This window comes from Streptomyces sp. NPDC055815 (assembly GCF_053616475.1).
Map to the genome: position 1 here is coordinate 1 of NZ_JBSHDU010000020.1, position 25,225 is coordinate 25,225.

At 72.6% G+C, this 25,225-nt stretch carries 25 protein-coding genes and 1 pseudogene; 20 read left to right on the top strand and 6 right to left on the bottom strand.

Features of this window, described 5'->3' with window-relative positions; translation table 11 throughout:
• Nucleotides 1-92: 92 nt before the first annotated feature.
• Complete coding sequence (locus ACWGN5_RS15265) at nt 93-833, bottom strand: SDR family NAD(P)-dependent oxidoreductase (protein WP_453515044.1); 741 nt, start codon at nt 831-833, stop codon at nt 93-95.
• A 170-nt stretch (nt 834-1,003) separates the two neighbouring features.
• Between ACWGN5_RS15265 and ACWGN5_RS15270 the strand changes: the two genes are divergently transcribed.
• The 3 genes from ACWGN5_RS15270 to ACWGN5_RS15280 all read left to right on the top strand — a co-directional run bounded on the left by ACWGN5_RS15270 (nt 1,004) and on the right by ACWGN5_RS15280 (nt 3,035).
• The gene (locus ACWGN5_RS15270) at nt 1,004-1,612 is read left to right on the top strand and encodes a dihydrofolate reductase family protein (RefSeq protein ID WP_453515046.1); all 609 of its coding nucleotides are present in this window, start codon (nt 1,004-1,006) and stop codon (nt 1,610-1,612) included.
• A gap of 116 nt (nt 1,613-1,728) precedes the next feature.
• A complete protein-coding gene (locus ACWGN5_RS15275) occupies nt 1,729-2,664 on the top strand; it encodes a DMT family transporter (protein WP_453515047.1) in 936 nt (311 codons plus the stop codon).
• Between the two features lie 11 nt (nt 2,665-2,675).
• A complete protein-coding gene (locus ACWGN5_RS15280; RefSeq protein ID WP_453515048.1) occupies nt 2,676-3,035 on the top strand; it encodes a hypothetical protein in 360 nt (119 codons plus the stop codon).
• A 13-nt stretch (nt 3,036-3,048) separates the two neighbouring features.
• Here ACWGN5_RS15280 and ACWGN5_RS15285 read toward each other — a convergent pair whose 3' ends face one another.
• A complete protein-coding gene (locus ACWGN5_RS15285; protein WP_453515050.1) occupies nt 3,049-3,270 on the bottom strand; it encodes a hypothetical protein in 222 nt (73 codons plus the stop codon).
• Nucleotides 3,271-3,416: 146 nt separating this feature from the next.
• Between ACWGN5_RS15285 and ACWGN5_RS15290 the strand changes: the two genes are divergently transcribed.
• The 4 genes from ACWGN5_RS15290 (at nt 3,417) to ACWGN5_RS15305 (ending at nt 7,105) form a co-directional block, all read left to right on the top strand.
• Entirely contained in the window at nt 3,417-4,628 is a 1,212-nt protein-coding gene (locus ACWGN5_RS15290; protein ID WP_453515052.1) for a sensor histidine kinase, read from the top strand.
• 175 nt (nt 4,629-4,803) lie between these two features.
• Nucleotides 4,804-5,487 carry a response regulator gene (locus tag ACWGN5_RS15295; protein WP_453515053.1) on the top strand — a complete coding sequence of 228 codons (684 nt, stop codon included), beginning with the start codon at nt 4,804-4,806 and terminating at the stop codon, nt 5,485-5,487.
• Between the two features lie 9 nt (nt 5,488-5,496).
• Nucleotides 5,497-6,675: a cytochrome P450 family protein gene (locus ACWGN5_RS15300; protein WP_453515054.1), complete on the top strand. Its 1,179-nt coding sequence runs from the start codon at nt 5,497-5,499 to the stop codon at nt 6,673-6,675.
• Nucleotides 6,676-6,679: 4 nt separating this feature from the next.
• Nucleotides 6,680-7,105: a PaaI family thioesterase gene (locus tag ACWGN5_RS15305; RefSeq protein WP_453515056.1), complete on the top strand. Its 426-nt coding sequence runs from the start codon at nt 6,680-6,682 to the stop codon at nt 7,103-7,105.
• A 217-nt stretch (nt 7,106-7,322) separates the two neighbouring features.
• Here the strand turns inward: ACWGN5_RS15305 and ACWGN5_RS15310 are convergent, their stop codons facing one another.
• Nucleotides 7,323-8,315, bottom strand: coding sequence for a Gfo/Idh/MocA family protein (locus ACWGN5_RS15310; RefSeq protein WP_453515057.1), 993 nt, complete (start codon nt 8,313-8,315; stop codon nt 7,323-7,325).
• A gap of 155 nt (nt 8,316-8,470) precedes the next feature.
• On the opposite strand from ACWGN5_RS15310, the gene ACWGN5_RS15315 reads away from it, so the two are divergent.
• The 7 genes from ACWGN5_RS15315 (at nt 8,471) to ACWGN5_RS15345 (ending at nt 14,870) form a co-directional block, all read left to right on the top strand.
• Complete coding sequence (locus ACWGN5_RS15315; RefSeq protein ID WP_453515212.1) at nt 8,471-9,190, top strand: GntR family transcriptional regulator; 720 nt, start codon at nt 8,471-8,473, stop codon at nt 9,188-9,190.
• Nucleotides 9,191-9,278: 88 nt separating this feature from the next.
• On the top strand, nt 9,279-10,298 hold the full coding sequence (locus ACWGN5_RS15320) for a sugar ABC transporter substrate-binding protein (RefSeq protein ID WP_453515059.1): 1,020 nt from the start codon (nt 9,279-9,281) through the stop codon (nt 10,296-10,298).
• Nucleotides 10,295-11,350, top strand: coding sequence for an ABC transporter permease (locus tag ACWGN5_RS15325; protein WP_453515061.1), 1,056 nt, complete (start codon nt 10,295-10,297; stop codon nt 11,348-11,350). The genes ACWGN5_RS15320 and ACWGN5_RS15325 overlap by 4 nt, the downstream gene beginning before the upstream one ends.
• Nucleotides 11,347-12,141: an ATP-binding cassette domain-containing protein gene (locus tag ACWGN5_RS15330; RefSeq protein ID WP_453515062.1), complete on the top strand. Its 795-nt coding sequence runs from the start codon at nt 11,347-11,349 to the stop codon at nt 12,139-12,141. Before ACWGN5_RS15325 ends, ACWGN5_RS15330 begins: the two co-directional genes overlap by 4 nt.
• A gap of 57 nt (nt 12,142-12,198) precedes the next feature.
• Complete coding sequence (locus tag ACWGN5_RS15335) at nt 12,199-13,374, top strand: ROK family glucokinase (protein ID WP_453515063.1); 1,176 nt, start codon at nt 12,199-12,201, stop codon at nt 13,372-13,374.
• On the top strand, nt 13,371-13,949 hold the full coding sequence (locus ACWGN5_RS15340) for a hypothetical protein (protein ID WP_453515065.1): 579 nt from the start codon (nt 13,371-13,373) through the stop codon (nt 13,947-13,949). Before ACWGN5_RS15335 ends, ACWGN5_RS15340 begins: the two co-directional genes overlap by 4 nt.
• An 87-nt stretch (nt 13,950-14,036) precedes the next feature.
• Nucleotides 14,037-14,870, top strand: coding sequence for a YhjD/YihY/BrkB family envelope integrity protein (locus ACWGN5_RS15345; protein ID WP_453515068.1), 834 nt, complete (start codon nt 14,037-14,039; stop codon nt 14,868-14,870).
• A 10-nt stretch (nt 14,871-14,880) separates the two neighbouring features.
• On the opposite strand, the gene ACWGN5_RS15350 is transcribed toward ACWGN5_RS15345, so the two are convergent.
• Nucleotides 14,881-17,121 carry an MMPL family transporter gene (locus tag ACWGN5_RS15350; protein ID WP_453515070.1) on the bottom strand — a complete coding sequence of 747 codons (2,241 nt, stop codon included), beginning with the start codon at nt 17,119-17,121 and terminating at the stop codon, nt 14,881-14,883.
• Nucleotides 17,122-17,450: 329 nt separating this feature from the next.
• Here ACWGN5_RS15350 and pcaDC point away from each other — a divergent pair, with 329 nt between their 5' ends.
• The 6 genes and pseudogenes from pcaDC to ACWGN5_RS15380 form a co-directional block, all read left to right on the top strand.
• Nucleotides 17,451-18,701, top strand: coding sequence for a bifunctional 3-oxoadipate enol-lactonase/4-carboxymuconolactone decarboxylase PcaDC (gene pcaDC, locus ACWGN5_RS15355; RefSeq protein ID WP_453515073.1), 1,251 nt, complete (start codon nt 17,451-17,453; stop codon nt 18,699-18,701).
• 9 nt (nt 18,702-18,710) lie between these two features.
• A complete protein-coding gene (locus ACWGN5_RS15360; RefSeq protein WP_453515076.1) occupies nt 18,711-19,343 on the top strand; it encodes an MBL fold metallo-hydrolase in 633 nt (210 codons plus the stop codon).
• 39 nt (nt 19,344-19,382) lie between these two features.
• Nucleotides 19,383-20,162 carry an exodeoxyribonuclease III gene (locus tag ACWGN5_RS15365; RefSeq protein ID WP_453515078.1) on the top strand — a complete coding sequence of 260 codons (780 nt, stop codon included), beginning with the start codon at nt 19,383-19,385 and terminating at the stop codon, nt 20,160-20,162.
• Nucleotides 20,163-20,243: 81 nt separating this feature from the next.
• Nucleotides 20,244-20,687: a DUF6278 family protein gene (locus ACWGN5_RS15370; protein WP_453515081.1), complete on the top strand. Its 444-nt coding sequence runs from the start codon at nt 20,244-20,246 to the stop codon at nt 20,685-20,687.
• Between the two features lie 150 nt (nt 20,688-20,837).
• A complete protein-coding gene (locus ACWGN5_RS15375) occupies nt 20,838-21,617 on the top strand; it encodes an amino acid ABC transporter ATP-binding protein (protein ID WP_453515084.1) in 780 nt (259 codons plus the stop codon).
• A 195-nt stretch (nt 21,618-21,812) separates the two neighbouring features.
• Nucleotides 21,813-22,226, top strand: a pseudogene (locus tag ACWGN5_RS15380) (ABC transporter permease subunit); the annotation flags it as partial.
• A gap of 44 nt (nt 22,227-22,270) precedes the next feature.
• On the opposite strand, the gene ACWGN5_RS15385 reads toward ACWGN5_RS15380, so the two are convergent.
• A complete protein-coding gene (locus ACWGN5_RS15385; RefSeq protein ID WP_453515087.1) occupies nt 22,271-23,818 on the bottom strand; it encodes a CocE/NonD family hydrolase in 1,548 nt (515 codons plus the stop codon).
• 97 nt (nt 23,819-23,915) lie between these two features.
• The gene (locus ACWGN5_RS15390; protein WP_453515089.1) at nt 23,916-25,118 is read right to left on the bottom strand and encodes a hypothetical protein; all 1,203 of its coding nucleotides are present in this window, start codon (nt 25,116-25,118) and stop codon (nt 23,916-23,918) included.
• Nucleotides 25,119-25,225 lie beyond the last annotated feature (107 nt).

The following is a 25,225-nucleotide window of genomic DNA, read 5'->3' on the forward strand; positions in this document are numbered from 1 at the left end:
CGCCTCCCTCGTTCCTCGGGAGGCTCCGCGCGCTCGGGGCCGTTCCCCCGGCGGCGCCCTTCGGCTCACTCGCCAGGCGCCGCGCATGAGCGTTACGCCGCGTGGCCGCCGTCCACCGAGAACTCCGCGCCCGTCACGTACCGCCCGCCCGGTCCCGCGAGGAAGGCGACCATCGCCGCCACCTCGTCCGGGGTGCCGAAGCGGCCGAGCGCCGTCATGGCCGCCTGCCCCTCCGCGTACGGTCCGTCCGCCGGGTTCATGTCGGTGTCGACGGGACCGGGGTGGACGATGTTCGCCGTGATGCCGCGCCCGCCCAGCTCCCGCGCGAGGGCCTTCGTCAGGCCGATCAGCGCCGCCTTGCTCATCGTGTAGAGGGTCCCGCCGGGGCCCGGCACCCGCTGCGTCATGCAGGTGCCGATCGTGACGATCCGCCCGCCCCCGGAGAACCGCGCCGCGGCCGCCTGCGAGGCGAGGAACGCCGCCCGCACGTTCACGTCGAGGACCCGGTCCACGTCCGCGAGGGACAGCGACTCCAGCGGTCCGAGGACGCCCGCGCCGACGTTGTTCACCAGGACGTCGAGGCGCCCCAGGGCGTCCGCCGCCCACTCCACCGCGCCCGCCGCGTCCCCGGCGTCGGCCGCGTCGGCCCGCAGGGGCAGCGCCTTGCGGCCGGTGGCCTCGATCCGCGCGGCGACCTCCTTCGCCCGCGCCTCGTCCTGGACGTAGGTGAAGGCCACATCGGCGCCCTCCCGGGCCAGCCGCACCGCCGTCGCCGCGCCGATCCCCCGGCTGCCACCCGTCACCAGGACCGCCGTGCCGTTCATCGTGGACATCCCGAACCTCCGTGAGAAGAACCAACTGGTTGCGGGTTCAAGGAAACTCGGCGGGACGCCCGGACGCTGGCGGGAAACGGACACCGAGCCGATCACCGATGAGTTCCGCCCGGCGGCGCGGTCAGAGCTTCCGAGACACGATGGTCCGGAGAACAGAAAGGGCATCCACCATGGCCACCCTCAGCCTCACCCAGTTCATCACCCTCGACGGCGTCATCCAGGGCCCCGGCGGCCCCGAGGAGGACCGCAGCGGCGGCTTCGAGCACGGCGGCTGGTCCGTGCCCTTCGGCGACGACGTGATCATGCGGCACATCACCGAGATCTTCGCCCGGCCCACCGCCTTCCTCCTCGGCCGCCACACGTACGAGATCTTCGCCGGCTACTGGCCGAAGCAGACCGACCCCGCCGACCCGATCGCCTCCAAGCTCAACGCCCTCCCCAAGTACGTCGCCACCACCACCCTCGACTCCGCCGACTGGGCCGGGACCACCCTGCTCAAGGGCGACGTCGTCGAAGAGGTCGCCGCCCTCAAGGACCGCCTCGACGGCGAGATCCAGATGCACGGCAGCGCCGGCCTCGCCCGCACCCTCCTCGACCACGACCTCATCGACACCCTCCACCTGCACATCTACCCCGTGGTCCTGGGCACCGGCCGCCGCCTCTTCACCGACGGGGTCCGCCCCACCGCCTTCCGCCTCACCGACGCGCGCACCACGGGCACGGGCGTCGCCCTCCACACGTACGACCTGGCAGGACGCCCCACCTACGGCAGCTACTGAACCGGAAGCCGCAGGAAAGATGTAGCCGCCACGGGCCCCTCCGGGTACGGTGATCGCTCCGAGTGCGAGCCGTCGAAGTCTCCACCCCGCCGCAACAGTTGGAGAACCGGCCCGCGATGTCAGCCTCGTCGTCCATCGCCGCACCCCTGCCCCTCGGCGCGCCCCGCCGCGCCTGGCTCACCGACCTGCCCGTCCTGCTCGTCGCCGTCGTCTGGGGCGCCAGCTACCTCGCGGCCAAGGGCATCACCACCGGCCACACCGTCATCGCGGTCCTCGTGCTGCGGTTCGCCGTGGTGCTGCCCGTCCTCGTCGCCGCGGGGTGGCGCAGGCTCCGGGCCCTGAGCGCGGCCCAGTGGCGGGGCGCCGCGACCCTCGGGCTGATCCTCAGCGGGATCTTCCTCCTGGAGACGTACGGCGTCGTCCACACCTCCGCCACCAACGCGGGCCTGATCATCAGCCTCACCATGATCTTCACCCCGCTCGCCGAGGCCGCCGTCACCCGGGCCCTCCCCTCCCGCGGCTTCCTGGCCGCCGCCGCGCTCTCCGTCGCCGGCGTCGTCCTGCTGACCCAGGGCGGCGGGTTCACCGCGCCCTCCCTCGGCGATCTGCTCATGCTGCTCGCCGCCCTCGCCCGTACCGTCCACGTCCTGGCCATGTCCCGCATCAAGGCGGTCCGCTCGGCCGACTCGCTCTCCCTCACCACCGTCCAGCTCGGCTCCGCCGTCGCCGTGTTCGCCGTCATCGCCGCCCTCCCCGGCACCGGCGCCTCCCCCTGGGCCGTGGCCCTCGACTTCGGCCCGCGCGAATGGGCCGGGCTCCTCTTCCTCTCCGTCTTCTGCACGCTCTTCGCGTTCTTCGTCCAGATGTGGGCCGTCCGCCGCACCTCGCCGTCCCGGGTGAGCCTCCTCCTCGGCACGGAGCCGCTCTGGGCCGCCGCCGCGGGCATCGCCCTCGCCGGCGACCGCCCCGGCGCGCTCGGCCTCGCGGGCGCGATCCTCGTTCTCGCGGGGACCAGTTGGGGCCGCCGCGCCGCGGACGAGGACTCCCGGTAGGTTCTTGGCCCATGCGTTCACTGCCGTACGACATAGACTTCCGCGCCCGGGCCCGCCGCACCCAGGCATGGGGACTCGGACTGCTCGCCGTGGCCGTGCTCCTGTGGATCTGGCTCGCGGTCCTCCTCTTCACGCCGTACGAGAGCGGCGAGTACAGCCGGGAGTGCACCTCCCGGTTCACCAGCGAGTACCTCCACGACAACGACAGCCACTGCGTCGAGGAGCGCGACTGGCCCGAACTCCTCGCCGTGCTCGCCGCGTCCGTGCCCGTCTCCGTCATCGGCGGCGTCCTCTACACCAGCGGCTCCGTCTCCCACCGCATGGCCGAGCACCTGGCCGAGGTCACCCGCCTCAACGAGGCGAGCGCCTGACCTCGCCGGGTGCTCAGTCCCCGGCTATGCGGCTCGCCCCCATCGCGAGCGCCAGACCGAGGACCGCGACCACGATGTTCGCGAACAGCTCCCGGCCCTCCAGGAACCCCACGTTCTCCGTGAGGAACCGGGTCAGACCCATGAAGTGGAACCAGCCGCCGGTCATCTCGCGGATCACCCCTGCCACGCCGGCCACGAGCAGGAGCACCCCGAGGCCCTCAAGAAACTTCTTCATGATCCGATCATGGAGGGGAGGACCGGCCGGCCGCGTCCGCCGCTCGTCTACGGCGGTCGATACCAAAGTATCGACCTGAGCGACTCCGGTATCCCGAGGGCCCGCGCGCCCGGTGCACCGCCCCCGGCCTGCGTACATTTGCGGACATGACTCGCACGGACCGGCAGCGCTGGCTGCTCCCCTCCCACCTGGTCGAACCGGGCGGGAGCGGGACCGCCCGGCCCCGCCGTACCGTCCGCGACTGGATCGTGGACACCTCGCTGTTCCTGCTCGCGGCCTTCGTCGGCCTCATCGCCGCCGACACCAGCGCGCAGTACACCAGCGAGACCGTCACCCTCTTCGACCAGCTGGCCGGCGCCGCCGCCTGCTGCGCCCTGTGGACGCGGCGCCGGTGGCCGGTCGGGCTCGCCGTCGCCCTGTCCGTGGTGAACATCGTCGCCCCCGTCGCCGCGGGCGCCCTCCTCGCGAGCCTGTTCAGCGTCGCCGTGCGCCGGCCGTTCCGCGAGGTCGGCTGGATCGTGGCGCTCGCCGTCGCCACCTCCACCGCGCAGGTCTTCGTCCGCCCCGACCCCACCACCAACGCCGGGCTCTCCATCGCCCTCGGCTTCGTCCTCATCCTGCTCGTCACCGCCTGGGGCATGCTCGTCCGCTCCCGGCGCCAGCTCGTCGAAGCCCTCAGGGAACGGGCCCGCCGCGCCGAGGCCGAGGCCGAGCTGCGGGCCGCCCAGGCCCAGCGGCTCGCCCGCGAGGCCATCGCCCGCGAGATGCACGACGTCCTCGCCCACCGCCTCACCCTGCTCAGCGTGCACGCCGGAGCCCTGGAGTTCCGGCCGGACGCCCCGCCCGAGCAGATCGCCCGCGCCGCCGGGGTCATCCGCGACAGCGCCCACGAAGCCCTCCAGGACCTCCGCGAGATCATCGGCGTCCTGCGCGCGCCCGGCGAGAACGGCGACGGCGACCGGCCGCAGCCCACCCTCGCCACCCTCGACTCGCTGGTCGAGGAGTCCCGCGAGGCCGGTACGGAGGTCGTCCTCGACAGCACCGTCGACGATCCGGCCGCCGTGCCCGCCGCCACCGGCCGTACGGTCTACCGCATCGCGCAGGAGGGCCTCACCAACGCCCGCAAGCACGCCCCCGGCACGAAGGTCACGGTCACCGTCCGGGGCCGCCCCGGCGAAGGCCTCACCGTCGAGGTCCGCAACCCGGCCCCCGCGGGTCCGGTCCCGCACGTCCCCGGCTCCGGCCAGGGCCTCATCGGCCTCACCGAACGCGCCGCCCTCGCCGGCGGCCGACTGGACCACGGCCCGTCCCCCGACGGCGGCTTCACCCTGCACGCATGGCTGCCGTGGCCGGCCTGACCTTCCCGACCGATCCCGCCGCACCCGGGCGCACCACAGCGAGCGCGAAGCCCCGGCCGATTGCGCCGCACCCGCGCCCGCCCCGGCCCAACCCGCCGCACCCGCACCCGCGCCCGCCCCGGCCGGGCACGGTCTTCCGGCCGATCCCGCCGTGCGCACGGCTACCGTGGCCCCCATGACCATCCGGCTGATCGTCGTCGACGACGACCCCCTGGTCCGCGCGGGCCTCACCCTCATGCTCGGCGGTGCCGACGACCTCGAGATCGTCGGCGAGGGCGCCGACGGCCGCGACGTCCCCGAACTCGTCGCCCGGCACGCCCCGGACGTCGTCCTCATGGACATCCGCATGCCCCACGTGGACGGCCTCACCGCCACCGAACGCCTCCGCGCCCTCCCCGGCGCCCCCGAGGTCGTCGTCCTCACCACCTTCCACGCCGACGAGCAGGTGCTGCGCGCCCTGCGGGCCGGCGCCGCCGGGTTCGTCCTCAAGGACACCCCGCCCGCCGAGATCGTCGCCGCCGTCCGCCGGGTCGCCGCGGGCGACCCCGTCCTCTCGCCGGCCGTCACCCGCCAGCTCATGACCCACGTCGTGGAGCGCCCGGAACAGCCGCCCAGGCGCGCCACGGCCGCCGCCCGGCTCACCGAACTCGCCGACCGCGAGCGGGAAGTGGCCGTCGCCGTCGGACAGGGCAGGTCCAACGCCGAGATCGCCACCGAGCTCTACCTGAGCGTCCCCACGGTCAAGGCCCACGTCTCCCGGATCCTCGCCAAACTCGACCTCAACAACCGGGTCCAGATCGCACTCCTCGTCCACGACGCGGGCCTCGTCGACCCGGACGAGAACCACCGGTCGGGATAGTCTGCTGCGATGTCCGTCATCGAACTGGGGGAGTACGGCGCGGACTTCACCGCGAACCCGTACCCCTCCTACGCGAAGTTCCGTGAAGCAGGCCCCGTCCACGAGATACGGATGCCCGACGGCTTCCAGTTCTGGCTGGTCGTCGGCCACGAGGAAGGGCGCGCCGCGCTCACCGATCCCCGGCTCGCCAAGTCCCCGTCCGTCATCGGCGTCCGGCCGCCGGAGGAGGACATCATCGGCGTCCACCTCCTCTCCGCGGACGCCCCCGACCACACCCGGCTGCGCCGCCTGGTCACGGCGGAGTTCACCGGCCGCCGCGTCGAGAGCCTGCGCCCCCGCATCGAGCGGCTCACCCACGAACTCGCCGACGCCATGGAACCGGCCGGGCGCGCCGACCTCGTCGACGCGTACGCGTACCCGCTGCCGATCACCGTCATCTGCGAGCTCCTCGGCGTCCCCGCCGGGGACCGCGACACCTTCCGCGCCTGGTCGAACGAGCTCGTCACGCCGACCGGCGAGCGCGGCATCCTCGACGCCCTGGAGGGCTTCGGCGGCTACCTCGACGGCCTCATCGAGGACAAGCGGGCCGCGGGACCCGCCGACGACCTGCTCTCCGGCCTGATCTCCGCCCGCGGCGAGGACGGCGACCGGCTCTCCGGGCCCGAACTCCGCGCCATGGCCTACCTGCTGCTCATCGCCGGCCACGAGACCACCGTCAACCTGATCGCCAACACCGTCCGCAACCTGCTCACCCACCCCGAGCAGCTCGCCGCCCTGCGCGCGGACCCGGACCTCCTCGACGGGGCGATCGAGGAGTCCCTGCGGTACGACGGTCCGGTGGAGACCGGCACCTTCCGCTTCACCCGGGAGCCCGTCACCATCGGCGACACCGTCATCCCGGCGGGGCAGAGCGTCCTCGTGGGGATCGGGGCGCTCGACCGGGACCCGGCCCGCTTCCCCGATCCCGACCGCTTCGACATCCGCCGCGACACCCGGGGCCACCTCGCCTTCGGCCACGGCATCCACCACTGCCTGGGCGCCCCGCTCGCCCGTCTTGAGGGCAGGATCGCGCTCCGGACGCTTCTGGACCGCTTCCCCCGGCTGGAACTCGACGCGGAGGCCGGTACGTTGGAATGGCTGCCCGGCATGCTCATGCGCGGGACCCGTCATCTTCCCGTCCGGTGGTGAACCCTTGAGCGACCAGATCCCCGCCCTCGACCTCGACCTCGCCCGGAAGGTCCTGGACGCGCAGCCGTTCAGTCGGCTCGTCGGCGCCCGCATCACCGAGTTCGGCGCGGGCCGTGCGGTCCTGGAGGTGGACCACCGCGACGAGCTGAGACAGCAGAACGGATTCCTGCACGGTGGTGTGCTCTCGTACGCGGCGGACAACGCGATCACGTTCGCCGCGGGCGCCGAGCTGGGCGCGGCCGTGCTGACGGCCGGGTTCTCCATCCAGTACGTCCGGCCCGCGAAGGGCGGGGTGCTGCGCGCCCGGGCGGAGGTGGTCCATGCCGGGCGACGGCAGGCGGTGGTGCGCTGCGACCTGTCGACGGTCGACGAGCAGGGCACCGAGACGCTGTGCGCGGTCGCCCAGGGCACGGTGCTCTCAGCCGGCTGAACCGGCCGCGTCGCCCCCGACCGACCCGGTCCGGCCCGCCCACCGAGGCGAGCCGGACCCGGCGCCGCCCCCGCCGTCAGCCCTGGACCGGACCCGGCGCCGCCCCCGCCGTCAGCCCTGGACCGGACCCGGCCGCCGCCCCGCCGTCAGCCCTGGACCGGAACCGGCCGCCGCCCCGCCGTCAGCCCTGGACCGGAACCGGCCGCCGCCCCCGCCGTCAGACCAGAACCGGAACCGGCCGCCTCTCCCGTCGTGACCGTTCGCACGCCTCCGCGATCCGCAGGGCCGCCAGGGCCTCCCGGCCGTCGCACGGGTTGGGGGCCTCGCCGCGCACCAGGCGGACGAAGGCGTCCAGCTCCGCCTCGTACGCGGGGGCGAACCGCTCCAGGAAGCCCGGCCACGGCTTGCCCGGCGCGGGAGGGCCCTGCGGCTCCACCGAGGCGAGCGGGGACCGGTCGTCCAGGCCCACCACGATCTGGTCCCGCTCGCCCGCCAGCTCCATGCGGACGTCGTACCCGGCGCCGTTGCACCGGGTCGCGGTGGCCGTCACCAGCGTGCCGTCGTCCAGGGTCAGGACGGCGGCGGCCGAGGACACGTCCCCCGCGTCCCGGAACATCGCCGGGCCCCCGTCCGAGCCCGTCGCGTACACCTCGACGACCTCCCGCCCGGTCACCCAGCGGACGATGTCGAAGTCGTGCACGAGACAGTCCCGGAAGAGACCGCCGGAGAGCGGCAGGTACGCGGCGGGCGGCGGCTCCGGGTCGGAGGTGACCGCCCGCACGGTGTGCAGCCGGCCGAGCCGCCCCGAGCGCACGGCCTCGCGCGCCGCCCGGTAGCCCGCGTCGAAGCGGCGCATGAAGCCCAGCTGGAGCACCGTGCCCGCCGCGGTCACCGCGTCGAGCGCGGCCGTCGTCCCCGGCACGTCCAGGGCGATCGGCTTCTCGCAGAAGGCCGGCAGGCCCGCCCCGGCGGCGCGGGCGATCAGCTCCGCGTGCGCGGCCGTCGCCGAGGCGATCACCACGGCGTCCAGGGCGTGTCCGAGCAGCGCGTCCACGTCCCGGGCCGCCTCCGCGCCGAGCGCCCCCGCGACCCCGGCCGCCCGGACGGGGTCCGCGTCCGCCACCACCAGCGACTCGACCTCGGGGTGCCGGGCCAGCACACCCGCGTGGAAGCTCCCGATCCGTCCCGTACCGATCAGTCCGATGCGCATGGCCCCACCGTGGAGCCGGGCGTGCCCGAGTGTCAAGGATTTGTCAGGACAACCGGACGTCACGACTTCCCGTCATGAGCTTCCTGTCATGAGTGACCCCGGGCTACGCTCCCCCCGTGCCCAAGCAGTCCGGCTCCCGCCTGCCCCCGCTCTCCGTGGACCGCAGCAGCCCGGTCCCGCTCTACTTCCAGCTCGCCCAGCAGCTGGAGAGCGCCGTGGAGAACGGGACGCTCGCCCCGGGCACCCTCCTCGGCAACGAGATCGACCTCGCCACCCGGCTCGGCCTCTCCCGGCCCACCGTCCGCCAGGCCATCCAGACCCTCGTCGACAAGGGCCTCCTGGTCCGCCGCCGGGGCGTCGGCACCCAGGTCGTGCACAGCAGGGTCCGGCGGCCGATGGAGCTCAGCAGCCTGTACGACGACCTCGCCGCCGCCGGACAGCGCCCCGCCACCCGGGTCCTCGTCAACCGCCTCGAACCCGCCGCGGGACCGGTCGCGGCCGCCCTCGGCGTACCGGAGGGCACCGAGGTCCACTACCTGGAGCGGCTCCGTACCGCGCACGGCGAGCCCATGGCGTACCTCTGCAACCACCTGCCCGCCGGCCTCATCGAGCCCGACACCGAACAGCTGGAGACCACCGGCCTCTACCGCATGCTCCGCTCCGCCGCGCTCACCCTGCACAGCGCCCGGCAGGCCGTCGGCGCCCGCGCCGCGACCGCCGAGGAGGCCGCCCTCCTCGACGAGGCCGAGGGCGCGCCGCTGCTCACCATGGAGCGCGTCACCTTCGACGACTCCGGACGCGCCGTCGAGTACGGCTCCCACCTCTACCGGGCCACCCGCTACTCCTTCGAGTTCCAGCTGATGGTCCGTCCGTAGCCACTCGAGGGGGCCCCTGACCAGTGCCAAGACCCGCATGACCGATACTGCAATGCACGCAGAAGGACACAAAGGAGGGCACGGCCTCGTGACCAGGCTTCGGACAGGAGGGGTACGCGCCGCAGTCGGCGCCGTGCTCGCCCTCGCACTCACCGCGGCGCTCGCCGGGTGCAGCAGCACCGGCGGAAAGCGGGCGGAGGACGCCCGGAAGGCCGCCGAGGCCCAGGGCAGGGCGGCGGTCGACACCCCCCGGTGGACCTTCGCCATGGTGACCCACTCGGGCGACGGCGACACCTTCTGGGACATCGTCCAGAAGGGCGCCAAGCAGGCCGCCGCGAAGGACAACATCAACTTCCTGTACGCCCACAGCGACGAGGCCCAGCAGCAGGCGCAGCTGATCGACTCGTACGTCGCGAAGGGCGTCGACGGACTGATCGTCACCCTCGCCAAGCCGGACGCGATGAAGGCCGCCGTGGAGAAGGCCGTCAAGGCCGGCATCCCGGTGATCACCGTGAACTCGGGCGCCGAGCAGTCCCAGGCCTACGGGGCGCTCACCCACATCGGGCAGGACGAGACCGTCGCCGGCGAGGCCGTGGGCGAGGAGCTCGACAAGCGCGGGAAGAAGAAGGCCCTCTGCGTCCTGCACGAGCAGGGCAACGTCGGCCACGAGCAGCGCTGCGCCGGTGTGAAGAAGACCTTCGGCGGCGAGCTGGTGAACCTGTACGTCGACGGTACCAACATGCCCGACGTCAAGGCCTCCATCGAGGCCAAGCTCCAGTCCGACAAGGCCGTCGACGCCGTCGTCACCCTCGGCGCCCCCTTCGCCGACACCGCCGTTCAGGCCGCGAAGGGCGCGGGCAGCAAGGCCGAGGTCGACACCTTCGACCTCAACGCCAAGGTCGCCACCGCCCTGGAGGCCGGCACCCTCGGCTTCGCCGTCGACCAGCAGCCCTACCTCCAGGGCTACGAGGCCGTCGACCTGCTCTGGCTGTACCGCTACAACGCCGACGTCCTCGGCGGCGGCAAGCCGGTCCTGACCGGCCCCCAGATCATCACCAAGGACCAGGCCGCCGCGCTGAAGGAGTACGCGGATCGGGGCACCCGATGAGCTCCACCGCCCCGCCGTCGGACGGAGTCGACCACGTCGACGAGAGGCTGCTCCGCACCACCCCGCTGAAGAAACTGCTCGCCCGGCCCGAGCTCGGCTCGGTCGTCGGCGCGATCGCCGTCTTCCTCTTCTTCGCGGTGGTCGCCGACAGCTTCCTGAACCCCTCCAGCCTCGGCACCGTCCTCTACGCGGCCTCCACCATCGGCATCATGGCCGTCCCGGTCGCCCTGCTGATGATCGGCGGCGAGTTCGACCTCTCCGCCGGTGTCCTGGTCACCAGCTCCGCGCTGGTCTCCTCGATGTTCAGCTACCAGATGACGGCGAACGTCTGGGTCGGCGTCGGCGTCTCGCTGCTCGTCACCCTGGCGATCGGCGTCTTCAACGGCTTCATGCTGACCCGCACCAAGCTGCCCAGCTTCATCATCACGCTCGGCACCTTCCTCATGCTGACCGGCCTGAACCTGGGCCTCACCAAGCTGATCAGCGGCACCGTCTCCACCAAGAGCATCGCCGACATGGAGGGCTTCCCCTCCGCCCGCAAGCTCTTCGCCTCGGAGGTGACGATCGGCGGCGTCGAGTTCAAGGTCACCATCCTGTGGTGGTTCGGCCTCGTCGCCCTCGCCACCTGGATCCTGCTCCGCACCCGCTTCGGCAACTGGATCTTCGCGGTCGGCGGCGGCGCCGACGCGGCCCGCGCGGTCGGCGTCCCGGTCTACCGCACGAAGATCGGCCTCTACATGGGCGTCGCCTTCTGCGCCTGGATCTCCGGCCAGCACCTGCTCTTCTCCTTCGACGTCGTCCAGTCCGGCGAAGGAGTCGGCAACGAGCTGATCTACATCATCGCGGCCGTCATCGGCGGCTGTCTGATCACCGGCGGCTACGGCTCGGCCATCGGCTCGGCCGTCGGCGCCCTCATCTTCGGCATGACCAGCAAGGGCATCGTGTACGCCGAGTGGAACCCCGACTGGTTCAAGTTCTTCCTGGGAGCGATGCTCCTCCTGGCGACCCTGCTGAACGCCTGGATCCGCAAGCGCGTGGAGGCGACCAAGTGACGACCGACACCGCTCCCCTCGTCCAGCTCGACGACGTCAGCAAGTACTACGGCAACATCCGCGCCCTCGAAGGCGTCTCCCTGGAGGTCCGCGCGGGCGAGATCTCCTGCGTCCTCGGCGACAACGGCGCCGGCAAGTCCACCCTCATCAAGATCGTCGCCGGCCTCCACCGGCACGACGCCGGAACCTTCCGCATCGAGGGCGAGGAGGTCGCCCTCGGCAACCCGCGCGACGCCCTCGACCGGGGCATCGCCACCGTCTACCAGGACCTCGCCGTCGTCCCCCTCATGCCGGTCTGGCGGAACTTCTTCCTCGGCTCCGAGCCCACGAAGGGCAAGGGCCCCTTCAAGCGCCTCGACGTCGAGCAGATGCGGACGACGACCAGGGAGGCCCTGCTCCGCATGGGCATCGACCTCCGGGACGTCGACCAGCCGATCGGCACCCTCTCCGGCGGCGAGCGCCAGTGCGTGGCCATCGCCCGCGCCGTCCACTTCGGCGCCAAGGTCCTCGTCCTCGACGAGCCGACCGCCGCGCTCGGCGTCAAGCAGTCCGGGGTCGTCCTGAAGTACGTCGCCGCCGCCCGCGACCAGGGTCTCGGCGTGGTCCTCATCACGCACAACCCGCACCACGCGTATCTCGTCGGCGACCGTTTCGTCCTCCTCAAGCGGGGCGTCATGGCCGCGAGCCACACCAAGGACTCCGTCACCCTCGACGAGTTGACCCGGCAGATGGCCGGCGGCAGCGAGCTGGAGGACCTGCGGCACGAGCTGGAGCGGCCGACCGGCACGTGACGGACCGCGGCGCGATGTAACGGCCCCTTGACACCCCACCTGGCAGAATCGGAGCCGATGAGTACCTACCGTGACCTCGCCCACCGGGGAGCCGCCCGCGGGACCGTGCTGCGCACCGTCGGAAGCCGGGAGCGGCGCTCCCACCTGACGGCGCCCCGGGTGCCGACCGTCGGCATCGACATCGGCGGTACGAAGGTGATGGCCGGCGTCGTCGACGCCGACGGCAACATCCTGGAGAAGCTCCGCACGGAGACCCCGGACAAGTCCAAGAGCCCCAAGGTCGTCGAGGACACCATCGTCGAGCTGGTCCTGGACCTCTCCGACCGGCACGACGTGCACGCGGTCGGCATCGGCGCGGCCGGCTGGGTCGACGCCGACCGGGCCCGGGTCCTGTTCGCCCCGCACCTCGCCTGGCGCAACGAGCCGCTCCGCGACGCCCTCCAGGGCCGTCTCGCCGTCCCCGTCATGGTCGACAACGACGCCAACACCGCCGCCTGGGCCGAGTGGCGCTTCGGCGCCGGACGCGGCGAGGACCACCTCGTCATGATCACCCTGGGCACCGGCATCGGCGGCGCCATCCTGGAGGACGGCCAGGTCAAGCGGGGCAAGTTCGGCGTCGCCGGAGAGTTCGGCCATATGCAGGTCGTCCCCGGCGGCCACCGCTGCGCCTGCGGCAACCGCGGCTGCTGGGAGCAGTACAGCTCCGGGAACGCGCTGGTCCGCGAGGCCCGCGAGCTGGCCGCCGCCGACTCCCCGGTCGCGTACGAGATCATCGAGCGGGTCAAGGGGAGCGTCCCCGACATCACCGGCCCCCTGATCACCGAGCTCGCCCGCGAGGGCGACGCCATGTGCGTGGAGCTCTTCCAGGACATCGGCCAGTGGCTGGGCGTCGGCATCGCCAACCTGGCCGCCGCCCTCGACCCGTCCTGCTTCGTCATCGGCGGAGGCGTCTCCGCCGCCGACGACCTGCTCATCGGCCCCGCGAGGGACGCCTTCCGCCGCCACCTCACCGGCCGCGGCTACCGTCCCGAGGCCCGCATCGTCCGCGCCCAGCTCGGCCCCGAGGCCGGCATGGTCGGCGCCGCCGACCTCGCCCGGCTCGTCGCCCGCCGCTTCCGCCGCGCCAACCGGCGCCGCGTCGAGCGGTACGAACGGTACGAGCGCTACGCCCAGGCCCTGCGCAACGGGACCTCGGGCCGGGCCGCACGCACCCCCGAGGACCCCTCTTCATGACCGTGCCCCACCAGTCCGCCCCGCCCCGCCCCCCGCAGGACAAGTTGCCCGAGGACCGCAGGCACATGATCCGCCGCCGCTGGCTGACGGCGGTCATCATCGTGCTCCTCGTCGGCATCCCCGCCGGCTACCTGGTCATCTCCGCGGGCCAGAGCCGTGACAGCGGCCGCGACAAGGAGCGCGAGTCCTCGGCGGCCGGGCTCCAGGCCAACTGGCCCTCGCTGATGAAGCGCCGGGTCTTCGAGGTCCCGATCCCCGCCGGGGCCTGGGACGTCGCCTACTACGAGACCAGCAACTGGAAGACCAGCCGGCTGTACGTCCAGTTCGCGACGACCGCCGGCGGCCTGGACGCCTTCCTCGCGGAGTCGGGGACCTCGCGCTCCGCGCTCACCCCGGGCCGGATCACGGTCGGCGAGCGCGACGCCGACATCGCGGGCTGGACCTTCGCCGACGGCATGGGCTGGGCGGGCACCACCGTGACCCGCGAGAAGCCCCGCCCCCACACCGCGATCACCGTGGACCTCACCGACCCGGCCTTCCCCCGCGTGTACGCGGTCTCCACCACCAGCCCCTGACCGTCCCCCGGAAGAACCCCCCGGCTCGCGCGCAGGCGCGGGATCGCGTCCCATGGCAGGACGGGCCGGGCGGGGTCGGGAGGCGGGATGTCGTGGGCGACCCGGGTGCGGAGCATCCGCGCCGGAGCCGAGAGCCGTTTTCCCGTCCTCACGGAACTGACCGGCCGACTGGTGAGCGGGAACCTCCTGGACGCGGGCACGCGGCTCGCGGCCCAGGCCTTCCTGGCCGCCGTGCCGCTCCTGTTCGCCCTCGCCGCCTTCGCCCCGCTCGCGATCCGCGACCAGCTGGGCGAGTCCCTCCGCGTCATGTTCGGCCTGTCCGGGGCGTCCGACCAGCAGGTCCAGAAGGTCCTGGACCAGAGCACGACCGACGGGGTGCGGGAGACCACCGGCATCGTCGGCGCGGTGGTCGCCCTGGTGTCGGCCACCAGCTTCAGCCGTGCCATGGCCAGGGTGTGCGAGCGGGCCTGGGGACTGCCGAAGGCCGGGACCCGGATCGCGGCCTGGCGGTGGATGGTGTGGCTGCTCGCCCTCGTCGTGGTGGTGTTCCTTCAGGCCCCCATCCGCGACGGCTTCGGGGCCGGCACCTGGCTGGGCCTGCCGCTGTACTTCCTGGTCAGCACGGGAGTGTGGCTGTGGACCCAGCACCTCCTGCTCGCCAAGCGGGTGGCCTGGCTGCCGCTGCTGCCCGGCGCGGTCCTGGCGGGCACCGCCTCGACCGTCCTCGGCATCACGGCCCGCCTCTACATGCCGGGCGCCCTCAACCGGGCCCTGGGCGAGTACGGCTCGCTGGGTCTGGTCCTGACGATGCTGTCCTGGCTGATCGTGGTCTGCGCCGCGATCACCTTCGCCTTCACGATCGGGGCCGTCCTGGCCCAGGAACCCCCGCTGAACCGGTACCTGGGCACGGACCGGGAATGACCCGGGCGGGTCAGCCCACGAAGTGGCGCTCGCGCACGGAGCGCCCCGAGGGGATCTCCGGGTCCCGCGACAGCTTCTCGCCCTCGACGTCGATGTCCGGCAGGAGCCGGTCGAGCCACTTCGGCAGCCACCAGGCGGACCTGCCGAGCAGGGCGAACAGGGCGGGCACGAGGGCCATGCGGACGACGAACGCGTCGAAGAGGACGGCGGCGGCGAGACCGAAGCCGATCATCTTGACGAAGTCGTTGTCCTCGACGATGAAGCCGGAGAAGACGCTGGTCATGATGATCGCGGCCGCGCTGACGACCCGGCCGCCGTACCGGAAGCCGGTGACGACCGCCTCGCCGGGACGGGCGCCGTGGACGTACGCCTCACGCATCCGGGAGACCAGGAAGACCTCGTAGTCCATCGCGAGGCCGAACACGACGCCGATCATGAAGATCGGCAGGGTGCTCATGACCGGGCCCGGCTGGTCGACGCCGACGAGGTCGGCGAGCCATCCCCACTGGAAGACGGCGACGACGGCACCGAGGGCCGCGCTGACGGACAGGAGGAAGCCGAGGGCCGCCTTGAGGGGGACGAGGATCGAGCGGAAGACCAGCATCAGCAGGAGGAAGGCGAGGCCGACGACCAGGGCGAGATAGGGGAGGAGCGCGTCGTCCAGGGTCTGCGAGAAGTCGATGAACATCGCGGTCTGCCCGGCGACCAGGATCTCCGTCGCGCCCGTCCGCCGCTCCGCATCCTCCGCCGTCGCGCGCAGGGAGCGCACGAGCTCCTCGGTCCTGCTGTCCGTGGGGCCGGTGGCGGGGACGACGGTGACGAGGGCGGTGTCGCCCGCGGCGTTCGTGGTGGCGGGGGAGACGCTCGCGACCCCGCGGACCCCCTCCAGGGTCGTGCGGACCCCCTCGGCGGCCTTCTTCGCGTCCTTCGCCTCGACCGTGACCGTCAGCGGCCCGTTGAAGCCGGGGCCGAAGGAGTCGGACAGCAGGTCGTACGCCTTGCGCTGGGTGGTGTGTGGGGCCATCGAGCCCTCGCCCGGCAGGCCCAGTTCGAGGCTCGCGGCGGGGACGGCGGCGGCGCCCAGGCTCACGACACCGAGGAGGAGCACGGCGACGGGGTGGCGCAGGACGAACCCGGCCCAGCGGGCGCCGAGGTTGGGCTTGGTCCGGGCCGCGCGCTTGTCGGCCCCGCGCTGCTGACGCCGGGACAGCGGCTTGCCGGTGTACTGCTTCCGGTCCCGGCGGGCGAGCACCCGGACGGGGGCGAAGCCGAGCAGCGCCGGTACGAAGGTGAGGGCGACGAGTACGGCCACGGCGACCGTCCCGGCGGCGGTGAGGCCCATCTTGGTGAGCATGGGGACGTTCACCACCGCGAGTCCCGACAGGGCGATGATCACGGTGAGGCCGGCGAAGACGACGGCCGAGCCCGCGGTGCCCACGGCCCGCGAGGCGGCCTCCGCGCGCTCGCGGCCCTCGGCGATCTCGGAGCGGTAGCGGGAGACGACGAACAGGGCGTAGTCGATGCCGACGGCGAGGCCGATCATCATCGCGAGCGTCGAGGTGGTGGACGACAGACCGAGGGTGGCGCCGAGCGCGGTGATCGCGCTGATGCCGATGCCGACGCCGATCATGGCCGTGAGCAGGGGCATGCCGGCGGCGATCAGGGACCCGAAGGTGAGGAGCAGGACGACGGCGGAGACGAGGATGCCCAGCTTCTCGCCGGTACCGCTCATGGCCTGCTCGATCTCGACGGCGTCGCCGCCCGCCTCGACGGCGAGTCCGGCGGTCCTGGCCCGCTCCATGGCGTGGGTGAGGCCGTCGTGCGCGGCGTCGGTCAGTTCGGTGGCCTTCACCTTGTACGTGACGTACGCGTACGCGGTCGTACGGTCGCCGCTCACCGCGTTCGCCGCGAACGGGTCGGCCACGACGGCTACTTGAGGCGCCTTGGCCAGCTCGGCGACGAGCCGCTCGACCTGGGCCCTGCGGGCCGGGGAGGTGAGCTTCTCGGTGCCGGGGGCGCGGACGACGACGCGGGCGGCGGCACCGTCCGCGCGTGCGTCCGGGAACTTCTCCTGGAGGAGGTCGAAGGCCTTCTGCGACTCGGTGCCCGGCATCGAGAAGGTGTCGGCGGGCGGGGCGGCGGCGGTGGAGGCCGCGAAGCCCGCCCCGAAGAGGGCCAGGAGCCAGAGGAGAACGACCAGGCCGCGCCTGCGGAAGGCGAAGCGGCCCACTCGGGAGAGGAAGGTGGCCATCGTGGAGAAGTCCTGTCGGTAGGGAGATCATGCCGCCGGTGGTGCCACAGGCGCCATGCATGGCGTCACGGAAAAGGCGGGAGACATACGGGGTCTGCACCCCTCGAAGAAAGAGGGTGGCACCAAAATGGCGCCACTGCAAGTCCGTGTGGCGCCAGATGGCGTCATGGGGTGCCAGGGGGTGTCAGGGGGCGCCCGGGGCTGCGTGTGCGGGGGACGACGAAGCGCGTCGCCTACTCCTCCTGCCCGGCGGCGCGGACCGGCGAGGCGCCGGACTGACAGGTGACCCGGCGGCGCCCGCCTCCGTGGGAGATGAGAGGGTCTTGCGGGTGAGTGAGACAGCGACGAACACCCTGCAATACCGTGTCGACGGGCGCGAGGACGCCCCGGTCCTGGTCCTGGGGCCGTCCCTCGGGACCACCTTCCACATGTGGGACCGGCAGATACCGGAGCTCACCCGTGACTGGCGGGTCGTCCGGTTCGATCTTCCGGGGCACGGGGGCGCGCCCGCGGAGCCCTTCACCTCCGTCGCCGAGCTCGGCGACCGGCTCCTCGCGACGCTCGACGCGCTCGGCGTCCAGCGGTTCGGCTACGCCGGCTGCTCCTTCGGCGGTGCCGTCGGACTCGATCTCGCCCTCCGCGCGCCCCACCGGGTCGCCTCGCTCGCCCTGGTCGCCACCTCCCCCCGGTTCGGCACCGCCGACGAGTTCCGGCAGCGGGGGGTGATCGTGCGGGCGAACGGTCTCGAGCCGATGGCCAGGACGGCGCCCGAGCAGTGGTTCACCCCGCTCTTCGCCGGTGCCCAGCCCGCCATCGTCGACTGGGCCGTCCAGATGGTCCGGACGACCGACCCGGCCTGCTACATCGCCGCCTGCGAGGCCCTCGCCGTCTTCGACGTCCGCGAGGCCCTCGGCGGCATCGGCATCCCCGCCCTCGTCCTCGTCGGCTCCGAGGACCAGGTCACCGGCCCCGCCGAGGCCCGCACCCTGGTCGCCGGGATCGCCGACGCCCGGCTCGCCGTCGTGCCCGGCGCCTCGCACCTCGCCCCGGTCGAGCAGCCCGCCGCCGTCACCGACCTGCTCACCGAGCACTTCGCGGGGATCGTTCCGGAGACCAGCGGCACCCTGGCCGTGCCTCCGGCGCCCGTCCCCGTCGCCGAGCCCGCACCGGCCGCTCCCGAGGCCGAGCCCGCCGAGGCCGGCCGGCCCGACCCGTACGAGCGGGGGCTCGGGCTGCGCCGCGAGGTCCTCGGCGACGCCCATGTCGACCAGGCCCTCGCCGACGACCCCGACGGCGCCTTCCAGGAGCTCGTCACCCGCTACGCCTGGGGCGAGGTCTGGAGCCGTGAGGGGCTCGACCGGCGCACCCGCAGCGTCGTCACCCTCACCGCCCTGATCGCCGGCGGCCACCGCGAGGCCCTCGCCGACCACACCCGCGCCGCCCTCCGCAACGGCCTGTCGGCGGAGGAACTGCGCGAGATCGTCCTCCACGCGGGCGCGTACTGCGGTTTCCCGGCCGCCGAGACGGCGCTGCGGGTGGTCACCCGCGTCATCGCGGAGGAGACGACGCCCCCGGCGTAGCCTGGGCCCGTGAAGCTGACGAAGAAGTCCCACGCCTGCGTGCGGCTGGAGAAGGACGGCCGCACGCTCGTCCTCGATCCCGGCATGTTCACCGAGGAGGACGCCGTCCTCGGAGCCGACGCCCTGCTCGTCACCCACGAGCACGCCGACCACTTCGACGAGGGCCGGCTGCGCGCCGCCCTGGAGGCCAACGAGGCCGCCGAGATCTGGACGCTGCGCAGCGTCGCCGAGCGGATCTCGGCCGCCTTCCCGGGGCGGGTGCACACCGTCGGGCACGGCGACACCTTCACGGCGGCCGGCTTCGACGTCCAGGTCCACGGCGAGCTGCACGCGGTGATCCACCCGGACATCCCGCGCATCACCAACGTGGGCTACCTCGTCGACGGCGCCGTCTTCCACCCCGGCGACGCGCTCACCGTGCCCGAGCACCCCGTGGACACGCTGCTGCTGCCCGTGATGGCCCCCTGGAACAAGATCTCCGAGGTCATCGACTACGTGCGCGAGGTCAAGCCGCGCCGGGCGTACGACATCCACGACGCCCTGCTCACGGACCTCGCGCGGCCCATCTACGACCGGCAGATCGGCGAGCTGGGCGGCACGGCCCACGCGCGCCTGGCCCCCGGCAGCTCCGCCGAGCTCTGAATCCGCGCACTGTCACACCCCGCCAGTAGGCTTGCGGTCATGCGCATCGCCACCTGGAACGTCAATTCGATCACCGCCCGGCTGCCCCGGCTCCTGGCCTGGCTGGAGAGCAGCGGCACCGACGTGCTGTGCATCCAGGAGACCAAGTGCACCGCCGAGCAGTTCCCCACCGAGGAGCTGCGCGCCCTGGGCTACGAGTCGGTGGTCAACGCCACCGGGCGGTGGAACGGCGTGGCCCTGGTCTCCCGGGTCGGCCTCGCCGACGTGGTCACCGGCCTGCCCGGCGGCCCGGAGTACGACGGGACGGAGGAGCCCCGGGCGATCTCCGCGACCTGCGGCCCGGTCCGCGTCTGGTCGGTGTACGTGCCGAACGGCCGCGAGGTGGCCCACGAGCACTACGCGTACAAGCTGCGCTGGCTGGAGGCGCTGAAGGCGGCCGTCGCGGAGGACGCGGCGGGGGACCGCCCCTTCGCGGTCCTGGGTGACTACAACATCGCCCCGACCGACGAGGACGTCTGGGACATCGCCGTCTTCGAGGGCGCCACGCACGTGACGGAGCCCGAGCGGGCCGCGCTCGCCGGGCTGCGCGAGACCGGTCTCGCCGACGTGGTCCCGCGCCCCCTCAAGTACGACCACCCCTTCACGTACTGGGACTACCGCCAGCTCTGCTTCCCGAAGAACAAGGGCATGCGGATCGACCTGGTCTACGGCAACAAGCCGTTCGCCGAGGCGGTCTCCGACAGCTATGTCGACCGCGAGGAGCGCAAGGGCAAGGGCGCCTCGGACCACGCGCCGGTCGTCGTCGACCTCGACGTCTGAGCGGATCCTCCGGTGCGGCCGCGGAGATCATCTCCGCGCGCCGGGTGGTCGACCGGGAGGTGACGGTGCGAGGCTGTTCGGATGAACATCCCGTTTCTGGACAACTGGCGCAAGCGACATGAGCCCGAGCCGGCCGACTCCCCCCTGGCCGCGGCCTTCGACCGCGACCCGGAGGGAGTGGCCGAGCTCCTCTCCGAGTGCGAGCTGCTGCGTTCCCGTGTCGGGGAGGCCGGGGTGGAACTGGACGACACCCCGCGCTCCCTCCAGGACCTCGACCAGCTGCCGCCCCGCTGGCGAAACGATCCGGAGGAGCTCCCCTGGTTCGGGAACGACGCCGGCCTCTACCTCGGCACCGTGATCGTCCGGAACGTGCCGGGCGCCCGGTGGCAGGTGTGGCCCGGCGGCGGCCCCGTCGTGCGGCTCGCCTCCGGCCGGGAGATCCAGGTCGTCGAGGCCGGTCTCGACTGGGCGATCACGGGTGCCCCGCAGCTCTCCCAGGTGTACGCGGAGGCCTCCGAGTACTGAGTCCGCGCCCGCCCCGCGCCACCCTTTTACAGTAAATACTGCTTATACCCGTTTCATACGTGTCGGGCGTGAAGTCCCTTCTTCCGGTGGGTCGCTCGTGAAGAGTGTGCGCTGACCGCGACACCGCTGAGAAACGGGGCAGGGCAGCGCATGGCCGTCGTCGATCCGCTGATCGAACTGCGTGGCGTCAACAAGCACTACGGCACGCTGCACGTCCTCCAGTCCATCGACCTCACCGTCGGGCGCGGAGAGGTGGTCGTGGTCATCGGCCCCTCCGGATCGGGCAAGTCCACCCTCTGCCGGGCGATGAACCGCCTGGAGGGCGTCGAGTCCGGCGAGATCGTCATCGACGGCCGCCCCCTCCCCGAGGAGGGCAAGGCGCTGGCCCGGCTGCGCGCCGAGGTCGGCATGGTCTTCGAGTCCTGCAACCTCTTCGCGCACAAGACCGTCCTCGCGAACGTCTCCCTCGCCCAGATCAAGGTCCGCAAGCGCAAGAAGGAGGAGGCCGACCGGCGTTCGCGCGAACTCCTCGACCGGGTCGGGCTCGCCGCGCACGCCGACAAGTACCCCGCCCAGCTCTCCGGGGGCCAGCAGCTGGGGGTACCTCCCAGGCCCTTAAGGCACTGGGGGAGCGTGGCGATCGCCCGCGCCCTCGCCATAGGCCCCAAGGCCGTCCTCTTCGACGAGCCGACCTCCGCGCTCGACCCCGAGATGATCAACGAGGTCCTGGAGGTCATGCGGCAACTCGCCCGTGAGGGAATGACGATGGTGGTCGTCACCCACGAGATGGGCTTCGCGCGCTCCGCCGCCAACCGGGTCGTCTTCATGGCCGACGGGAAGATCGTCGAGGACCGCACGCCGGAGGAGTTCTTCAGCGCCCCGCGCAGCGAACGCGCCAAGGACTTCCTCTCCAAGATCCTCAAGCACTGACCGGGGTGGGAACCATGCGGCGCACGCACCGGACCCCGGCCGCGATTGTCCTGCTGCTCGCCGTGACGGCCGGCCTCGGCGGCTGCGGCAAGGAGGGCAGCCCGCCCGTCAAGGGCCCCCAGGCCGACCAACTCCCCGTCTACCAGGTGCAGTCCGGCGTCACCCTGCCGGACTCCGCCACCTGGAACCGGGACCGAGGTCTTCCGTACCGGCGTCCACGCCGTCGCCCGCGGCCAGGGCGAGGCCGCGTACGCCCTCGGCATGCGCAAGACGCAGGTGATGACGTACGTCCTGGTGCCCCAGACCGTCCGCGCGATGCTGCCGGCCATCATCAGCCAGCTCGTGGTCGCCCTCAAGGACACCTCGCTCGGCTTCCTCATCACCTACGAGGAGTTCCTGCACGCCGGCAAGCTGATCGCGCCCAACCTCGACCACGACCTGCCGTTCATCCCCGTCGTCCTCGTCATCTCACCGATCTGCATCGGGATGTGCATGCTGCTCTCCTGGTTCGCCACCTGGGTCGCCCGCTGGGAACGCCGCAGCCCGAAGACGAAGGCCGCGGACGTCGCCCCGGCCGAACCGCGGACGCTGCTGCCGGGGCAGCAGTAGGGGGCCCCGCCCCCGAGCCGCACCCGCCCGGCAGCAGCCGGTGATCACTCCGCCCGCAGCGGGACCGACACGTACGAGGGGTCGGCCGTGGGGGAGGAGAAGGTCAGCTGCGCGCCGGTCGGGTTGTGCTCGATGTAGAGCGGATCGACGGTGTCGACGACCAGCGCGAGCCGGTGCCCGGCCGGGACGTCGTACGCCGTCGAGAACAGCTCCAGATCGACGCCGAAGGGCTGCCCCGGGGTCCGGTCGTGGAAGGTGTACGGGGCGTTGCTCACCAGCTTGCCGAGACCGAGCGGGCCGACGTCGTAGAGGTACGCGACGAGGGTGCCGCTCTCCTTGGTGGAGCTGACCGTGGTGTGCATCTTCACCGTGCCGCGCACCCGCTGCGGGCTGTCGTACCGCTCCGATTGCCAGACGCCCGCGAAGGCGCGGGGGAGGAGGGGGATCGAGGCGATCGGCGGGGCCTGGAAGAACTGGTCCAGGAGGTTGGAGAGCATGACGACCCCGCCGTTCGCGCCGGAGTCGACATTGGCCCAGATCCGCTGCGTACCGCCGAGGTCGAACTTCCGCCGGTTCGCGTCGAGGGACTTCCAGTCGGGGTAGCCCTCGTAGCCGGCGTCGGACCGCGGCTTGAGCTGGACGGGCTGCTCGCGGTCGATGCCGTTGTCGGCGCCCTTGAGGTAGTGGTCGAACCAGCGGTGGGCACTGGTCCAGGTGTCGTTGGGCAGGCCGAGGAGGCCGGTGGCCTCGGCGGTGGCGTGGTCGCCCGGACGGAACTCCAGGCGCTTGGGGCCGGTGAGCTTCTCGTAGAAGCTCGCGTACTGGTTGGGCGGGAAGATGGTGTCGCCCCAGGCGTTGCCGAGCATGATCGCGGCGCCGTTGGCGTTGATCCGGTCGAGCTGCTCGACGGCTGAGCGCTTGCGGCCCCAGGCGATCATGTCCTCCTCCTTGGCCAGGTCGGAGGAGAGGAAGTCGCCCAGGATCTCCTGGAGTTCGGGCCCCGGGCGGCCGGTGAGGTAGCCCGCGCCGCCGAGCAGGGCGGCGGCCTGGAGGTGCTGGGTGCGGCCGCTGTAGATGGACTCGATGAGGTCGGCCCAGCCGCTGAGCGCCGCGACGGCCTTGATCCGCGGGTCGTGCGCGGCGGCGAGCAGGCTGATCCCCGCGCCGTACGAGACTCCCGCCATGCCCACGTGGGCGGGGTCGGACGGGGTGTTCGCGAGGGCCCAGTCGATCACCTTGGAGGCGTCGGCGACGTCCTTCGGGCCCGCCGTCTCGATCTCCCCGCCGGACTGCCAGAAGCCGCGCGAGTTGTAACTCACCACGACGTAGCCGGAGTCGGCGAGCTTCTGGGCCTGGGCGAGGTACTCGACCTGGGGCATGGCCCAGCTGGTGGGCAGCACGATCAGGGGGTGGCGGGCGCCGGCGGCGGCTCCTGCCGGGGTGACGACGTTCGCCTTGAGGACGGTGCCGCCGTCCCCGGCGATGTCGACGAAGCGGATGGACGTGTCGGCGGCCTGGGCTGTCGGGGCGAGCCCGAGGGCCGTCCCGGCCACGAGAGCGGCCGAGACGGCGAGGACCAGGGATGTGCGCACGGGGCACTCCTCACTGGGGGGCACTGTTGGGGGGCAGTGAAGTGAAAGTGACCCGACGGTAACCGGGGTGCTTTACCCGTGGTAACTGGTCGGTAAGTTACGTGCGGGTAACGATTGGTGTTCCGGCCCGGAGGGCGGCGGCCTCCGCGAAGTCGGCATGCGCCTCCCCGTACCGCTTCACGGCGAGGAGGAACATCGCACGGTCGGCGAGCGCGCGGGCGAGGGCGGAGCGGTCGTCGGGGAGGCGGCGGGCGAGGGACACGCCCTCGTCGAACGTCGGGCGGAGCGACTCCTCCGCCCTGCGGCCGGAGGTCTCCCAGTGGAGTGCCCGGCGGACGGTCAGGCGGCGTTGGGCGACGATCAGACCGGGGAGATCACCCGACGCGCGCAGGTCGGCGGTCCGCTGTTCGAGGGCGGGGAGCGAGGCGAAGTAGTTCTCCCGCACGTCGGGAGACCAGCCGTGGAACAGGTAGGCCCCGGACGCCGGCAGCGGGGCGTCCGGAGTGGCGGCCGGTTCGTCCGGTCGGCCCGACAGGACGAGGAAGGTGACCCACCAGGCCTGGATGTTGCTCCAGCTCACCGGCTCGCCGCCTCGCGCGAGCCGGTCCAGCAGGGCCAGCGCCTCGCGCCGCGCGGCGGCCTCCTCGGCGTCACGTCCAGCCGCCCGGAGCATCCGGGCGTACTGGTCCAGCGTCCACACGAGGGAGGCCAGCGGGCCACGGTCCTCGGCCCCCTTGTGCCGACAGTCGTCCACGAGGCCGGCGAACACCTCCAGTGCCCCCTCGTGCCGCCCGGCCGCGTCGAGTTCGGCCACCCACTCGATCAGGCGCCAGGGGGACACGCTGTCCCCGGGCTCGCGGTGCCGGCCGTACAGTTCGGCGGCCTCCGCGTGGCGCCCCTCCTCGGCCAGCACGATCGCGAGCCGGCGGTACGAGCCGGCCTCCGCCAGCTCCTCGCACACCGCTTTCCCCTCGGCCCGTCGGCCGGCGGCGAACAGCGCGTGCTCGTGGCCGCCCAGGGCGCGGTGCAGTCGTTCCTTCCCGTTCGGCGCATCCGCGTCGAGCCGCCGCGCCGCGCCGGCCGCCTCCCCGATCAGGGCGAGGCGCAGCGCGGGATCCCTCAACTCGTAGGCCCGCTCGACCAGCGCGTCGACCAGCTTCGGCAGATACGCCCGCGGGCTCACCTCCGCGAGCACCCGGTAGGCGCCCAGCCGCTCCCCGAGGGTCAACGGCTCCGACCCGAGCAGCAGGACCCGCGCCCTCAGCACCGTCTCCGCGTCGAACTTCCCTGCGTTCCCCATGGGCCCCCTAATCTCCGTGTGATGCACGACGGAGATTCTGGGAGTCGGGGGACAGGCCGGACAAGGCTCTCGAACTGTGCGTTCCGTCCTACGAAAACGGGCCCTGA